The 14765-nt window shown below is 59.2% G+C and carries 14 protein-coding genes; 3 read left to right on the plus strand and 11 right to left on the minus strand.

Annotation, left to right across the window (positions count from 1 at the left end):
- Positions 1 to 243: 243 nt before the first annotated feature.
- Entirely contained in the window at positions 244 to 1317 is a 1074-nt protein-coding gene (locus GT019_RS22430) for a M42 family metallopeptidase (RefSeq protein WP_161745614.1), read from the plus strand.
- A gap of 160 nt (positions 1318 to 1477) precedes the next feature.
- Positions 1478 to 2029, plus strand: a complete 552-nt coding sequence (locus GT019_RS22435) for a hypothetical protein (RefSeq protein ID WP_161745616.1) — start codon at positions 1478 to 1480, stop codon at positions 2027 to 2029.
- A gap of 5 nt (positions 2030 to 2034) precedes the next feature.
- On the opposite strand, the gene gntK is transcribed toward GT019_RS22435, so the two are convergent.
- The 3 genes from gntK to GT019_RS22450 all read right to left on the minus strand — a co-directional run bounded on the left by gntK (position 2035) and on the right by GT019_RS22450 (position 5079).
- The gene (gene gntK, locus GT019_RS22440; protein ID WP_161745618.1) at positions 2035 to 3579 is read right to left on the minus strand and encodes a gluconokinase; all 1545 of its coding nucleotides are present in this window, start codon (positions 3577 to 3579) and stop codon (positions 2035 to 2037) included.
- Positions 3580 to 3603: 24 nt separating this feature from the next.
- Positions 3604 to 4311 carry a DNA alkylation repair protein gene (locus tag GT019_RS22445; RefSeq protein WP_161745620.1) on the minus strand — a complete coding sequence of 236 codons (708 nt, stop codon included), beginning with the start codon at positions 4309 to 4311 and terminating at the stop codon, positions 3604 to 3606.
- Between the two features lie 276 nt (positions 4312 to 4587).
- Positions 4588 to 5079, minus strand: a complete 492-nt coding sequence (locus GT019_RS22450; protein WP_201755524.1) for a hypothetical protein — start codon at positions 5077 to 5079, stop codon at positions 4588 to 4590.
- 319 nt (positions 5080 to 5398) lie between these two features.
- On the opposite strand from GT019_RS22450, the gene GT019_RS22455 reads away from it, so the two are divergent.
- Entirely contained in the window at positions 5399 to 5602 is a 204-nt protein-coding gene (locus GT019_RS22455) for a hypothetical protein (protein ID WP_161745622.1), read from the plus strand.
- A 183-nt stretch (positions 5603 to 5785) separates the two neighbouring features.
- On the opposite strand, the gene GT019_RS22460 is transcribed toward GT019_RS22455, so the two are convergent.
- From GT019_RS22460 to GT019_RS22495, 8 genes are all read right to left on the minus strand, one after another.
- Positions 5786 to 7087: an MFS transporter gene (locus GT019_RS22460; RefSeq protein ID WP_161745624.1), complete on the minus strand. Its 1302-nt coding sequence runs from the start codon at positions 7085 to 7087 to the stop codon at positions 5786 to 5788.
- 43 nt (positions 7088 to 7130) lie between these two features.
- Positions 7131 to 8693, minus strand: a complete 1563-nt coding sequence (locus GT019_RS22465) for a leucyl aminopeptidase (protein ID WP_161745625.1) — start codon at positions 8691 to 8693, stop codon at positions 7131 to 7133.
- 151 nt (positions 8694 to 8844) lie between these two features.
- Positions 8845 to 10218 (minus strand): ATP-binding protein, encoded by a 1374-nt coding sequence (locus GT019_RS22470; RefSeq protein ID WP_161745627.1) that lies wholly within the window; start codon positions 10216 to 10218, stop codon positions 8845 to 8847.
- A 3-nt stretch (positions 10219 to 10221) separates the two neighbouring features.
- Positions 10222 to 10620 carry an ATP-binding protein gene (locus tag GT019_RS22475; protein ID WP_161745629.1) on the minus strand — a complete coding sequence of 133 codons (399 nt, stop codon included), beginning with the start codon at positions 10618 to 10620 and terminating at the stop codon, positions 10222 to 10224.
- Positions 10621 to 10778: 158 nt separating this feature from the next.
- On the minus strand, positions 10779 to 12413 hold the full coding sequence (locus tag GT019_RS22480; protein ID WP_161745631.1) for an anti-sigma factor domain-containing protein: 1635 nt from the start codon (positions 12411 to 12413) through the stop codon (positions 10779 to 10781).
- Positions 12410 to 13231 carry an RNA polymerase sigma factor SigI gene (gene sigI / locus GT019_RS22485; RefSeq protein ID WP_161745633.1) on the minus strand — a complete coding sequence of 274 codons (822 nt, stop codon included), beginning with the start codon at positions 13229 to 13231 and terminating at the stop codon, positions 12410 to 12412. The genes GT019_RS22480 and sigI overlap by 4 nt, the downstream gene beginning before the upstream one ends.
- 119 nt (positions 13232 to 13350) lie before the next feature.
- Positions 13351 to 13776: a hypothetical protein gene (locus GT019_RS22490; RefSeq protein ID WP_161745635.1), complete on the minus strand. Its 426-nt coding sequence runs from the start codon at positions 13774 to 13776 to the stop codon at positions 13351 to 13353.
- 325 nt (positions 13777 to 14101) lie between these two features.
- On the minus strand, positions 14102 to 14650 hold the full coding sequence (locus GT019_RS22495; protein WP_161745637.1) for a peroxiredoxin: 549 nt from the start codon (positions 14648 to 14650) through the stop codon (positions 14102 to 14104).
- Between the last annotated feature and the right edge of the window lie 115 nt (positions 14651 to 14765).

A 14765-nucleotide genomic window follows, 5' to 3' on the forward strand; every position in this document is an offset into this window, starting at 1 on the left:
TCAAGGTCGGATTCATATGCGTCGAGCTTGAGCGGCGGATTCCGTTTCGCAGCCCCGCCGACTTCGCCACCGCGCGAAGTCGGCGTTTTTTGTTGCGCCGCGGACCTCCAGCGACGCGCGGATTTTACCCGGAAGGAAAAAAGCGGTACTATGGAGCTGACGCGGGTTCAAGCACCCTAGGCGACAGATGGTTAGGACGAAGCGCGGGAAGCGCATTACTTTAAGGATTGCGAGGAATGTGGAATGAACCAGGAAACGATGGAGCTGTTCCGGACCTTGACGGACTATCAAGCGGCGTCCGGTTTCGAACGGGAGCTGCGCGGTTTTGTCCGCGGCGAGATGGGAAAATACACGAACGAGATCGTGCAGGATCGATTGGGAAGCATCTTCGGCGTGCTTCGCGGCGACGAGGGAGGCCCTATCATCATGGCGGCCGGCCACTTGGACGAGGTCGGCTTTCTGATCACCGGCATTACCGAGAGCGGCATGCTGAAATTCCAAACGCTCGGCGGCTGGTTCAGCCAGGTTCTGCCGGCGCAGCGGATTCAAGTCATGACGGATCACGGGCCGTTGGTCGGCATCATCGGTACGACGCCGGTCCACCTGCTCGACGAAGCGGCGCGCGGCAAGCCGCTGGACGTGAAAGGCATGTACATCGACATCGGCGCCGACAGCAGAGAGCATGCGCAGGAGATCGGCGTCCGCATCGGCCAGCAGGCGGTCCCTTACTGTCCCTTCACCCCGCTCGCGAACCCGAAGAAAATCATGGCCAAAGCCTGGGACAACCGCTACGGCGTCGGTCTTGCCATCGAGCTGCTGAAGGAGCTGCAGGGCAAGAAGCTGCCGAACGTGCTTTACTCCGGCGCGACGGTCCAAGAGGAGCTTGGCCTGCGCGGCGCGCGGACGTCCTCGAACATGATCAAGCCCGATCTGTTCTTCGCGATGGACGCCAGCGCCGCCAACGATATGAACGGCGATAAATCCGCCTTCGGCCAGCTCGGCCAAGGCACGCTGCTTCGCATCTACGATCCTTCGATGCTGACGCACCGGGGGATGGTGGAGTATGTCTTGGATATGGCGCAGACGCATCGCATTCCGTACCAATATTTCATCTCGCAAGGCGGCACGGACGCCGGAGCCGTCCATACGCAGGGCAGCGGCATCCCGTCGGCGGTCGTCGGCGTGTGCGCGCGGTATATTCATACTTCCGCTTCCGTGCTGCATACCGACGATTACGACGCCGCCAAGGAACTGCTCGTGAAGCTCGTGGAGCACTGCGATCGCTCGACGTACCGAACGATTCTCGACCGTTCCTAGCGCCAATGCGCCCGAACGCAAAAAACACGCCGTCCGGCGTGTTTTTTTGCTGCGTCTTTGCCGATCCACTTTTTTCATGGGACCTGGCCGAAACATTAATTCGTATCCCTTCGTCCATAAAGTGAAAGCATAAGGCTATACAAGGAAGGGTGCATGCAAAATGAGAGTCCCCATCGTCCGTTTCGATTCGCCCCGTTCACGCTCGCGGCTCTTCGCGGCCGTTCTCATATCGATGGCGCTGCTGCTGAACGTCGGCTGCGCCGCCTCAACCAACGACGACGCAGGCAACGCCGGACCTGCGGTCAGCACGGGCGCGCTCGTCTCCACCAAGATCGCGGACGGGCAAAATCCGTTCGCGGCGGCGGGCATCGACGATCCGCAAGCGTTCCTGAACGCCTTCAACGCGGTCAAGGCCGCGATCGCGAAAGGCGACAAGGCGGAGGTCGCGAACTATATTCTCTATCCGCTGCGGGTGAACGAGGCCATCGGCAAGCACGCGATGATCCAGACGCGGCATGAATTCGTCGACCAATACGACGCCATCATGACCAAAGCGGTCAAAGACGCCATCGCGAACCAAAACGCCGATCATCTGTTCGTCAACTATCAAGGCGTCATGGTAGGCAACGGCGAGATTTGGTTCGGCGGCAGCGCGGACACGCCGCAGGTGATCGGCATGATCGCCGTCAATCACAATACCGGGCAACCGTAATACGATCAGTAGAACAAGCTGCGCTGGAATTCCGCGATGTTCGCGTACTCGTCCTCCAGCTTGTCGGCAATCCGCAAGTAGATCGGCAGCAGCCTTTGGTACAGGGCTGCTGTTTTTGCGTCCGGCCGGTGCGCGTGCGTGGAGCCGACCATCCGCGAGACGGCGGATAAGGAATCGATTCGCCCGATCGCCATGAGGCCCAGCACGACCGCGCCCAGACACGAGCTCTCGAAGCTCTCGGGGATGACGACCTCCTGGTTGAAGATATCGGCCATCATCTGGCGCCATAGAGGCGAACGCGCGAACCCGCCGGTGGCGTGGATCCGCTTCGGCTTGCCGGTCGATTCCTCGAGCGCCTGCAGCACCGCGTACAAATTGAAATTGACGCCTTCGAGCACCGCGCGCATCATATGCGGCTTTCCATGGTGGAGCGTCAGCCCGAAGAACGAGCCGCGGGCGTCGGCATTCCAGAGCGGCGCCCGCTCCCCCGTCAGATACGGGTGGAAGAGCAGCCCGTCCGAGCCGGGACGCACCCGTTCCATGATCTGCGTCAGCAGATCGTACGGGTCTTTGCCGAGCAGCTTCGCCGTCTCGATCTCCGAGCCGCCGAGCTCGTCCTTCAACCAGCGGAAGATGACGCCGCCGTTATTGACCGCCCCGCCGATGACCCACTTGTCCTCCGTCAGCGCGTAGCAGAAATACCGCCCCTTCGGATCCGTGACCGGCCTGTCCACCACCGTGCGGATGGCGCCGCTCGTGCCGATCGTCGCCGCCACGACGCCGGGCTCGATCGCGTCCACGCCGAGATTGGACAACACGCCGTCGCTTGCGCCCACGACGAACGGCGTGTCCGGCCGCAATCCCATCGCCTCCGCATAGTGCGGCTTCATGCCGCGCATCACGTGCGTCGTCGGCACGAGCCGAGACAGCCGATCCGGCGCGATGCCCGCGATCTCGAGCGCTTCCGCGTCCCAGTCCAGCTTCTCCAGATTCAACATGCCCGTCGCGGAGGCGATGGAGTGATCGATTACGTACTCGCCGTATAGCTTGGCGAAAACGTACTCCTTGATCGAGACGAATTTGCGCGTCTGATTGAAGACCTCCGGTACGTCGTTTCGCAGCCATAACAATTTGGTAATCGGCGACATCGGGTGGATCGGCGTGCCCGTCCGCCTGTAGATCGCCTGCCCGTTCATCTCGTTCTTCAGGCGGCCGGTCCATGCCGCGCTGCGGTTGTCCGCCCAGGTCAGGCAGTTCATCAAAGGCTTTCCCGCCGCGTCGACCGGGATGACGCTGTGCATGGCCGAGCTGAACGAAACGAGCAGCACCTTCTCCGGCTCGATGCCCGCCATGACCTGCATGATGGTCGAGACGACCGCCGCGAAAATCTGTTCGGGGTCCTGTTCCGCCACGGCCGGCGTCGGCGTATGCAAAGGGTATTCCCCGTGAGCCGAGGCGACGACGTCTCCGTTTTCCCGGAACAGCACCGATTTGGTGCTTGTCGTTCCGATATCGACGCCGATCATATACGTATCCTGCTGACGATCCATAGTCTGTACGTACCTTCTTTCCGATTAGCAAATGCAAGTTTTGCGTTTCTGTCCGATTCTGTCCATCGTTTCCAGCTTGGCGATATCGTCCGCGGCGACCGGCACCTTGCAGGCCGTATTGCCGACGTCGACGCGAACCTTGCCGATCGTTTCGGCGACGGCCTTGGCTTCCGCGTGCAGCGGCTTCACGTAACCGCCTGCCGCGATCACGAACGCGTTCATCGCGTAGCGGACCCGGTTGCGTTCGGAATGGATGCTTTCGCCCGCCAGCCGCAGCAGTCCGCGCAGTTCATCGAGATCCAGCTCGCCGTCCGGCGTAATCGACGCCAGGTTGGCATACGTGCTCCAGCCGCAGCAGGCGACCAGCTCGAGCGGCGAGGCGATCCATTCCATGGCGAGCGCGCGACCGTGAGGACTTTCCGCGGCCAAGCCGGGCACCGTCGTTTCCGCAAGCAGGTACCAATTCGCACGGAGCGCCCAGTCCCGCAGACGTTCCATCGTCAACGCGCCGGGATCGACCGACAGGCCGGCCAGGTACATCGCGTCGCTGTTGCCGGATTCGTACAGCGCATAGGCCAGCGCCTGATCCTTCTTCACGGCTTTGACCAGCTTCTTCAGATCGCCGATCTTCACGCCGAAGAGCGGCTCCTGCGCGCCGTGATTGAGGAACGTCTTCTTCGTCTGCTCCGAGCCCATGGAGGCCAGTTGACGCATCGTTTCTTCGTAGGTCATCGCTTGGCTTCACCGCCTTTCGGGCAGACGGAATGAACGACTGCGCGAAAACGGCCGTAACGCGCAGTCGTTCATCCCCGCATGCGTTATGCTCTTACTATAGCATGTTTGGCGGCCAACCTCACTTCGGGCACGCGCATTCGCGGTCCCGGCACTGGTGCACGGTCGCGGAAATAAGCCGCAAAACCGATCTGCCGAGCGACTTCGGCACCCCGTGCCGGACGCGGCGCTCGCAGTCGATGGCCGTCCCGAGCAAGCGCGGCGCATCGCTCGAATTCAGCTGCCGTCCCACTCGGGAAGCGTGAGCGAGGCTACCGTATTGACGTTTTTGAGCAGCCACGTCCGATTGCTTCCGCTTTCGAGCTGCCGGGAGAACTGCTCGGCTAGCGCGATGTTTTGGTCGCGGCGCGCAGCGTCTCCATATACGGCATACGCCCGTGCCAACGCTTCGTATGCAAAGCCGGTGTCAAACGACCCAAGCTGATTGTCCACGCATAGCGCCAGCGATTTTTCGGCGTGAACCAATGCCGGCTCGGCTCTGCCTACGAGCGAATAGACCCGGGAAATCAGCCATTCGCCTCTCGCAGCATGCAGCGGCGTTCCTGCCATGCCCCAATGGTAACGAGACGCATGGGCCGCGTTCACCATCGTATCGTCATCGTATGCGCTGCGATTCTTTTTCTCGATCAAATCCCATGTCGCGTTAAACGTCTCCGCAGCCAACTTCTTATGCACGTCGAGCTCCGCGCTTGTTTTCTTCTCCGTCATCTCCAGCCTCCCGGCACCAGTCATTGAAGCGCAAGACCATTTCCGAACTTGCGCAGGTAAGGAATCGCTACGAAATCAACCCGCAGCTTCAAGAACGCACGTTCCCCGATCATTGTACCACCCCATCCTGCCGGATGCCATGACGAGAGCCGTTTCTTTCGCAGCCCGGTGCCCGCCGAAGCCGGATCGTCCTTCGACCGTCGGACTTTCATGCGATAGTCCGAACACTATAATGCGAGCTCTATCCCGCAAAGGCACCCGACCGCGCGAGCCGCCTGGACTTCACGGGCAACCGCTCGCCGAGGAGAACGGAGGTACGATGACGATACGCGCATGTTTACAGCAAGCCCGGCAGTCGTGGCAGCTCGTCGCGATTCGCACGGACGACGGGGAACAGTTGACGGGACTGGTCGAGGAGCTTACCCGTTGGACGGTTACGCTGCGCAGGATCGACGGAAGCGTCCTCGTGCCGTTCGTCGAGATCGTGAGCGCGTCCGTTCTGCGTCAACTGGGCGATGGATAATAGGCAGCCATGAACGCCGTGCCGGATTGCATGCGCGAGAAACGGCATGTCTGATTGGCACAAGCCAAGCTTTATGCGGCAATGCCTCCGCGCTCGCGACGTATGCAACCGCATAAAAGACCGCCAAGCGCGTTGGCGCCCGAACGGTCTTCCTAACTTCCGCTCTATTCGATTGCAATCCGCTTAATGCTTTCCTTCCGTCAGCGCCTGAACGTCATTGCGTCCCGCTTTGAGCACGAACGGTCCGACCGTTGCCGTCAGCACGAGCAGGCCGATCCCGATGAACAGCGAGACGCCGTAGCTCTGCAGCCAGTACGCGCCGTCTTCGATCTGCTTGTATATCCAGCCGCCGAGCAGCGGACCGATAAAGCCCGTCGCGCCGGTCAGCGCCGAGAATACCGCGACGTACATCGGACGATCGGACTTCGGCGTATCCCCGATGATGAAATTGAAGATCAACAGGTTATAGCCGCCGAGCCCGACGCCCAGCGTTATGTTCACGATCATCAGCACCAGGATGACCGGCAAGATCTCGATGCCCGCCCACAGCACGCAGGAGACCGCGATGATCGGCAGCGTCCACAGCAGCAGCGTCCGCGTCGCGTGCCGGGCGTTCATGTTGCCCCAATAATAATAGCTGAACATCGTGACGATCATCTGAACCGTCGTGATGACCGTGATCCACCACTTGCTGAGATGCAGCGTTTCCAGCATGACGTAAGAAAATAACGGAACGGCGATATTTTGCAGCAAAATGAATACCGCGATGAAGCTCGTCGCTTTCATATAGCCGCTATCCCGCAGCGGCTTCCCAAAGAGCGCGGCGGAGCTCGAAGCGGCGGAGCGTTCGAACGGCAGATCCGGATACCGCCACAGCTCGGCGGCGTTCCACACGGTGCAAAGCGCGCTTACGGCGTAGAGGATGACGAATCCCGTCCGGTTGTCCAGCTGCTCGAGAATTTGGCCGCCGATCAGCAGCGAGATGCTCGCCACGGCCCAGTGAATCGTGTTGCGGATGCCGAAGTACCGGCCCCGAACCTGCGCGGGCACTATGTCCGCGATCATGGAGGTCCAGAACACCGCGCTGGTCGAAGCGCAGATGAAGGACAGGAGGAACATGCCGATGAACACGTCGACTTGCAGCGATTTCGTCACGAGAAACGGAATCAGGCCCGTCGCCACCCAGAGCATCCGGTGCGTCACGGCAAACCAGAAGAGCAGCAGCCGCCTGTTGGTGAAGCGCTGGATGTAGAACGCCGCGACCAGCTGGACCATATTGGCCAGCGCCGGAATCGCGACGACAAGGCCGACGTCCGAGGCCGTTCCGCCCAGATAAACGACGTAAATGGTAAGGATCGGGCCGCCCAGCAGGTTGCCGATCACGTTGGCCGGGATGCCTTCCATGATGGAAGTCAGCAGCCCCTTCCGCTGATCGGACAGTTTCTTGCGACGAAATACCGAAATGACGTGGCTCCAAAATGACATGACCCTGCTCCAGCTCCCCGTTATAATTCCCTAGTTGTTCCGTTCAGGTCCCATCATCGGCCAGCAGCTCGCCGAGCGTGCGTACCATGACGCCCGTTCCGCCTTTCGCTTCCCAGGAACGGTCCCGCTCCAGCCAAGCGGTTCCCGCGATATCCAGATGCACCCACGGCCTCTCCTCCGCGAATGCCCCGATGAACAGTCCCCCGATGCTCGCCGCGCCGTAGCGGCTGGCGCCGTTCTTCATGTCGGCCGCATCGCTGTCCAGCTGCCTGCGGAATTCCGGGTATGGCGGAAGCGGCCATATCCGCTCGCCGGCCCGCTTGGAGGCGTCGATCACCTGCTGCTGGAACGCTTCGTCGTTCGTCACGGAGCCCGTCGCGACGTTGCCGAGCAGGACGAGCACGGCTCCCGTCAACGTCGCAACGTCGATGAGCTTCGTCGCGCCGCCGCGGATCGCCGTCGTGAGCCCGTCCGCCAGCACGAGCCGGCCTTCCGCGTCCGTGTTGACGATTTCGACCGTCGTGCCGTTCATCATCGTCAGCACGTCGCCCGGCTTGAACGCCCGGTCGGACGGCATGTTCTCCGCCGTCGGGATCACGAACACCGCGTTGCGCTTCGGCTTCAGCTCGCCGAAGAGGCGAACGAGGCCGAGCACGGCAGCGGCGCCCCCCATGTCGGAGATCATCTCCTCCATGCCGGGTCCCTTCTTCAGCGATATGCCGCCGGTGTCGAACGTGATCCCTTTGCCGACGATGCCCCATTTCTCCGGATCGCCCGGGTTTCCTTCATATTGGATGACGATCATCCGGGGCGGATGGATGCTGCCTTTGCCGACGCCGACCAGCCCGCCCATCCCTTGAGCTTCCGCGGCGGCTTCGTCGATGATCTCGCAATCGAATCCGTAGGACGCCGCCAGCCGGGCGGCTTCCTCGGCCAGCTTGGACGGGATGAGCGCATTGCCCGGCAGGTTCGTCAGATCCCGGGCGTAGATCACGGACTCCGCGAAAATCCGCCCGCGCCGAATGCCGGCTTCCCATTGCTCCGCAACGGCGGCCGCCGCATCCGGATCGGCAGTCGGCGGCACGGACGGTTCGAAAGCGATGTCCGTGATGAGCGACTTCCGTCTCGTATCCACTTTCTTGGCCGTCGCGCGCGTGTATAAACCTAGCCAATACCCTTCGACGAGCGCTTGCGCCGCCTGGCTTGCCGGCAAGCCCGTCGTTCCCGCCGACAACCAGGCGGGCAGCAGCTGCTTGACCGTCACCGCTTTCAACCGCTTGGCCGCTTTGGCCGCCGCAGCGGCCGCATCGCGCAGGCCGTCCGCCGTCAAGCCGCCCTGCGGGGCCACGCCGACATAGACGACATGCGCCGACGGGTACAGTCCGAGCGTCGGCAGCACGAGCGTCTCCTTCGGCTCGGCCTTGAACAGCTCCTTGGCGGCATGCTGCCTCATCGCCTCGTCGAGCGAGGGATGAATCCATCGCGCGCTCTGCCCGGCTCCGGCGTCATCGCCGGCTTGAAGGTCTTGCTTGGTTACGAGGGCGACGACGATATCGACGTCGGCCGTTCCGTTTTCGCCGGGACCATATGTAAATTGAATGCTCATTCGTATGAACATCCTCCATTCTCTCAAACGTTAATGGCGATCGTATGCCGCGAACCCGGCGGCGTTCCCGCCCGGCTCGGAACCACGCAAAAAAACCGGGTTTTTCCCCGGTTTTCCGTGCCTATCCGGGTTATAACCCGATTCTAATCGTTTATTCCGCTATTGGCAAATAGATATTGAACTCCGTTCCTTCGCCGGTGTCGCTCGCCACCCGGATCTTCCCGCCGTGGTTGCGCACGATGCGGTAGCTGACCGATAACCCGAGGCCCGTGCCCGCCGCTTTCGTCGTGTAGAACGGATCGAACAGCTTGGATTTCGTCAGCGGGTCCATCCCCATGCCGTTGTCCCGGATGGTGATCTCGACGTCGCGGCCGTCCCGCCTCGTGATGATGTCGATCCGTCCGCTCCGCTCTCCATCGAGCTCGCCGATCGCGTCCATCGCGTTGCGGACGATGTTGAGCACGACTTGTTTCACCTGCTTCACGTCGATGGATACCGTCAGCTCTTCGTCGTACGTCTCGAACTGAATCTGGCAGCCTTTCATCAGCGCCTCGCTGTCCGAGAGAAGAATGACTTCCTTCAACAGGGAATTGATGCGCACCTTCTGCTTCATCGGCGCCGACGGCTTGGAGGAATTCAGAAATTCATAGATGATGTCGTTGGCGCGGTCGATCTCGGTCAAAATGATGCGGGAATACTCCTCCTTGCCGAGCTGCGACAGATGCGGCTTCAGCAGCTGGATGAACCCGCGGATCGACGTCAGCGGATTGCGGATTTCATGCGCGATGGAAGCGGCGATTTTGCCCAGCATCGCCAGCTTGTCGTTCTGGTACGCCGTTTGCTCGATTTGCTTGTACTCCGTGACGTCCTTCACGCTGAACAAATAATCGCCGTCCAGCTGGTCCCCGTAGGTGACGGTGACGAGCAGGGTCCGCCCGTTCGCGTCCACGAACTCCAAATACCGGCTGCGCCGAAGAAAGACTTCCTTGTAAAGCTTCAGAATGATCCGCTTGGTGCTCTTGCGGAGCCTACTATGCGACAGAATATCGATCAAATTGCAGCCGATGAGCGTCGTGCGGGGAATATCGAGCAGCTTGGCCATCTGGACGTTGATGAACGACAGCATGCCGTCCCCGTCGAAAATCGCGATGCCGCTGTCCATATGCTGCAGCACGTTCTCGTACTTGTTCTTGACCATCCGAAACGAGCGGTGCGAGCGAAGCAGCATATCCCTCATCTCGCTGAAGCGCTGCTCCGAGGATTGCTCCGGCTGTACCCGGAACCGAAAGGCCACCATCAGCTCTATCAAAAAAATAAACGAACGGCTGTACAGCCGCAGCGCTTCTTCCGAATCGACATTGGCCACTAGCATCTGCATGGATTCCTCGTGAACGGCGATAATATCCTCCGGGTGGATATCCTGCAGCATTTTGCCGATTTCCGTAGCTTCGAATAATGATGCCTCACTGCCGCTGCGAATATATTCCGCCAACGCAGGGAAGTAGCGCGTACGTATTGCCTGCATGATTTACTCCTCTCCTGCCGCACAAAACGGTGAATCGATGCGCAGTGGAGCGTGAACCCATTTGCGAAACGTAATCATCGTTCCCCGGGTCTGATCGTGGCTGAGTTCCATATCGTCGGTCATCTTCTCCATCCACTGCAAATGAATTCGACTTGGACCTTTGAAATGATCGAATAGTCTGACTTCTATACCGCTGGCAGACTCTCCTTTGTAGAGGCTGACGGGACGCATCATCATGTGGCCTTTTTCCGAGATCGAAATCAGCTTCAAGGCCAGTTCCGAAATCGTATAAGCGATAACCGTTTGATCGACGAGACTGAAGCCGATCGTTTTCGCGATTTCTCTCCCTCGCTGACGTGCCAGGATCGCATCCGCCTTCTCCCGAATATGGAACATTTCCACGTGATTAACTCGCCTCCGCCCTTAAAATATCCGTGCAGATTCCGAGATGATATCGCTTACAGTAATCATAGAAAAAACTCCTAATTTCTGTCAACGGGAAATCCTGTCGAATTCGCTCGATTAAGCGCAAAGCCAGCCTAACGCAAAGAAAAGGCGCATTAGCGCCCTTTCCCGCCTCTGGAGTGATTCTTATCCCCGTCATCGCTTCGGTTGTCCCCGCTGCCGTGATTGTCGCTATCGTCCGCATCCTTGCCGCGGCCGCCGTTCTTGCCTCGATCGTCGTCCTTGGCGCGGTCGTCGTCCTTGTCCCGATCCGAGCCGGACGAGTCTTCTTCCTTCGCCGGCTTGCCGCCGCCGTTGCCGTTAGCCGGCTGAACGCCTTCATGGCGGCCGCCCGAAGCGTTTTTCGCTTCGTCGCTGCCGCCATTGCCTTTGCCGTTCGAGCCGGAATGGCCGTGCCCGCCGTTATCGCGGGAATCGGAATTAGAATGGGATTGCGGAGGCTGCTGCGGAGGCGGCGGAGCCGGTGCTTTCACGGGCTTCCCGCTATCACCCTGCTTGCTTCCGCCGCCTTTGCCATGGCTCCCGTTATTATTGCCCGGGGAATGTTGATCGTCGCTAACGTTGATCATCCCGCTATTCTTAAGAGGCACGTTCGCGGGGTTCGCGCCGTTTTTGGCGTCGTCGTTCTTAGGCCCGCCATTCTTGGCGTTATCGCTCTTGGCGTCGTTCGGCTTATCGTCGCCGTCCCGCGAGCCGCGATCGTCCGGACCATGATCGCCCGGACGATGGCCGCCGCTTTCTTCGCGCTCCTTGCGTTTCTCCTGCTCGTGCTTCAGCAATTCCTGAAGCTGCTGCTTCTGCTGCTCCCGCAGCGTTTCCTTGGATGCCTCTTTCGCCGAGGCCGGATTCTGCGGCTCGTTCGTTTGCTGTTTGATCGGCGTTGTGTCGGCTACCTTGCCGCCGTTTGCGCCGATGCCTTCCTTCCCTTTGCCGCTTTCGATGTCATCCTTGCCGCCGCCGTCGTTCAAGACCGCCGCAACGCCGCCCATCGGCTTCGCAGCCTGATGAATGGATTCCGTCTTCAATTGTTTGATCGAGATGCGGTAGCCCTGCTCCTTGGCCATCAGGTAGAACGCCATCTTGCCGGAAGACACCCCTGCCCGCTCCGCTTCGTCGCGGATTTCCGCCGGCGCGGACAACGTCGTCACCTCGACCTTGAGCTCGCGTCCTTTATCCGTTTTCGCCAACGACTTGCGCACGGCCGTATCCATATGCGAAGTCAGGTCGACCTCGTTGGCAGGCAGCACTCCGCTGCCGACGGCGACGCTCGTAATGACGACGTCCCCTTCCCCGCTGTTCAGGTACGGTCCCGCGCTGATGCGGTCCATGATGGCTTCGGTCACCTGCTGAAGCGGAAGGCCCTTGAATGCCAAGTCTTTCGTCACCGCCGCCCCGTCGGCATTGATCGCCCTCAGCACTTCCACGTGCTCGTTCTTGTCGATGCCAAGCTCGATGCTGGGGTTCACGTCCATGGTGAGATAGGCGACGACATTCGGCTGTTTCGAGAAATGCTGCACGATGAAGGGCGCAAACAGCAGGATCATCACGGCGGCGGCGCCGGCGCTGAAGCTGTAAAGCTTGCGCGGCCGCTGCAGGCGCCTTTGTTCCGCGAAGATGAACTCCTCGCCGATTCGAGGCTTGAGCGCAGTCCGCACTTTGCGGAATTGACCGTCCGGCATTAACACGATGACATGCTTGCTGCCGGTTTCCATCACGATTCCACGACTCATGCTCTCACTCCTTCCGCTGCGGGCAGTTCCTTCTGTACCGGTTCTTCGGGTTTTATGTATTGTTGCAGATACGGGAAATCGCCATTATGTAAAATCGAAAGCGCGATGATGTATTTACGGTTGCGTTCGATCGTCTTGCGCGACACGCCCGTCATCTCGCAAAGCTCCTTGATGGGCAGCTTCTGCTTCGTTTCCAAATTATCGTAAAGCACGGGATCGTTCGCCAGCCGGCGGCTGATCGCGATGAGGAGCTGCCTGGAATCCGAATGCTTCGGCGAGATATCCGGCAGCTCGCCGAACGTGATGGCGAACTCCTGCAGCCGCTCGTCGTACTCCGCGATCTCAAGCCTGCGCGCGTCCGCCTCCTGGCTCAGGGAATAGCGGTACATCGCTTCGTTCGTTTCGATCGGGTTCACGACCGAATCTTCTTCGTCATCCTGATCGAAGGAGCTGTAAGGCACCATTCCCTGATGGCGGCTCTCTTTGCGGACATAGTCAATAAGCCTGCGCCGGATGACCGTTTCGGCAAAGCCGAGAAACGATTTTCCTGCCTGACTGGAGAATTGCTCGATCGCTTCGTCGAACGCGGCCAGCGCGATGCTGAACTCGTCCGAGCGTTCGGGGTCGATGTATCGTTTGCAAAATCGGCTCGTCACCTTGGCGATGTAAGGCTGGTACGCGTCAATGAACGCATTGCGCGACGCTTCGCCGCGGCGAATCCGCTCCACCATGTCTTCCGGCGAAACGCGGGTATCGGGGGTGACTGCGGACGTATCGTGCTTGCCGCCAAAAATTCGTTTGAACAGTACAAGTAGCAACCGCTCCACCTCACAAGTACAATTTTCGTGCTGTCGTGTTCGCTTGAGGGGGTAGACATTAAGAAATTCTCATAAATTTTCGCATATAAAAAGCCCCCTTCGTCAGGAGGCCGGGATGCTTAACAATATCCTTCGGAGGTTCTGCGCTGCTTCAGCTTATTGCGCCGCTGGTTCAGCACGCCGAGGCGTTTCTTGAGCTCGCCCTGCCAGCCTTCGTCCCCGATTTGCTTCGCAAAGCAGAGCAGGTCCAGCGCCATGTCGATTTGATTGCTGACGACGTCCATGGGATCCTCGTTCTCGTTGTTGACGCAATTCTCGAACAGCTCTTTGTCTTCCTGTTCAACGTATTCGATGAAGTCGACCTCGGAAGCGCCGTCGCCGTGTGCGTATTCCGCCAGGATCTCGTATTCGTTTTCGATCAGATAATGAATCTCGACGCGATGACATACCGGACAGAACAGAATAGGGACATTGTGTATATGCGTACGAAAATGCTTCAACGTGCCATTCGTGCCGATCATGCTGGCTCCGCAGCAAAAACTCATGACGGACTCCCTCCTTAACTCCATAACCTCGTTCCACGCATCATGAATCATGATTTACCTTATTCGTCCCGGGAAGGCATAATTCCTGCTTGCGCCGAGGCTGCAAACGCTCTCCGGCTCGCCATATATGCAAAGTATAGCCAAAATAACCGCTTACGTACAGAGAAGATGAAAAAGGAGACGCCGATCCGGCAACCCGATTCCTTAAACCTAGCGGACCTGAGGCCGAAAATTAAACTTTCCTCATCCTGTTGAAAAAGCAGATTGAACGGCAAAAACCCGAGGTCTCGGAAGACCCCGGGTTTTCGCCGTTCGGTACGGATGCTTATTTGGCAACCAGGTGCTTGTCGCCCGGTTTCCAGTTGATCGGGCACAGTCCGCCGGATTGCAGAGCTTGCAATACGCGGAGCGTTTCTTCAACGGAGCGGCCAACGTCGTTGTGGTTGACGACTTGGTATTTGATCTCGCCTTCCGGATCGATGATGAACAGGCCGCGAAGCGCGATGCCTTCTTCTTCGATCAGGACGCCGTAGTCGCGCGCGACGTTCTTCGTGATGTCGGCTGCGAGCGGGAAGTTCAGCGTGCCAAGACCGTTGTCGTTGACAGGCGTATTGATCCAAGCGCGGTGGCTGTGCTTGCTGTCTACGCTGACGCCGAGGATCTCGGTGTCGAGCTTCTTGAATTCTTCGGCTGCCAAGCTAAGCGCCGTAATTTCAGTCGGGCATACGAACGTGAAATCCAATGGGTAGAAGAAAAGGACGAGCCATTTGCCTTTGTAGTCGGAAAGTGCTGCCGTGCTGAAATCTTGACCGTTGCCAGTTGCGGTTTCCATCGAGAAATCCGGAGCCGGACGACCAACCAAACGTTCTGCCATGTAAAAAACCTCCTAAAAAGTTTTGGTTTGCATTGATTGAGAATGAAACTCAATTGGTGACTATGCTTAGAATAATACCAACTCTTTGGAACGAAGTCAATATTGAAACGATTCC

Origin of the sequence: Paenibacillus glycinis (assembly GCF_009909185.1) — a bacterium.
GTDB lineage: Bacteria > Bacillota > Bacilli > Paenibacillales > Paenibacillaceae > Paenibacillus_Z > Paenibacillus_Z glycinis.

Bases quoted from the DNA above. Each gene is read 5' to 3' on its own strand.
- GT019_RS22430 (WP_161745614.1), top strand. From the start codon at position 244: ATGAACCAGGAAACGATGGAGCTGTTCCGGACCTTGACGGACTATCAA.
- GT019_RS22435 (WP_161745616.1), top strand. From the start codon at position 1,478: ATGAGAGTCCCCATCGTCCGTTTCGATTCGCCCCGTTCACGCTCGCGG.
- gntK (WP_161745618.1), bottom strand. From the start codon at position 3,579: ATGGATCGTCAGCAGGATACGTATATGATCGGCGTCGATATCGGAACG.
- GT019_RS22445 (WP_161745620.1), bottom strand. From the start codon at position 4,311: ATGACCTACGAAGAAACGATGCGTCAACTGGCCTCCATGGGCTCGGAG.
- GT019_RS22450 (WP_201755524.1), bottom strand. From the start codon at position 5,079: ATGACGGAGAAGAAAACAAGCGCGGAGCTCGACGTGCATAAGAAGTTG.
- GT019_RS22455 (WP_161745622.1), top strand. From the start codon at position 5,399: ATGACGATACGCGCATGTTTACAGCAAGCCCGGCAGTCGTGGCAGCTC.
- GT019_RS22460 (WP_161745624.1), bottom strand. From the start codon at position 7,087: ATGTCATTTTGGAGCCACGTCATTTCGGTATTTCGTCGCAAGAAACTG.
- GT019_RS22465 (WP_161745625.1), bottom strand. From the start codon at position 8,693: ATGAGCATTCAATTTACATATGGTCCCGGCGAAAACGGAACGGCCGAC.
- GT019_RS22470 (WP_161745627.1), bottom strand. From the start codon at position 10,218: ATGCAGGCAATACGTACGCGCTACTTCCCTGCGTTGGCGGAATATATT.
- GT019_RS22480 (WP_161745631.1), bottom strand. From the start codon at position 12,413: ATGAGTCGTGGAATCGTGATGGAAACCGGCAGCAAGCATGTCATCGTG.
- GT019_RS22490 (WP_161745635.1), bottom strand. From the start codon at position 13,776: ATGAGTTTTTGCTGCGGAGCCAGCATGATCGGCACGAATGGCACGTTG.
- GT019_RS22495 (WP_161745637.1), bottom strand. From the start codon at position 14,650: ATGGCAGAACGTTTGGTTGGTCGTCCGGCTCCGGATTTCTCGATGGAA.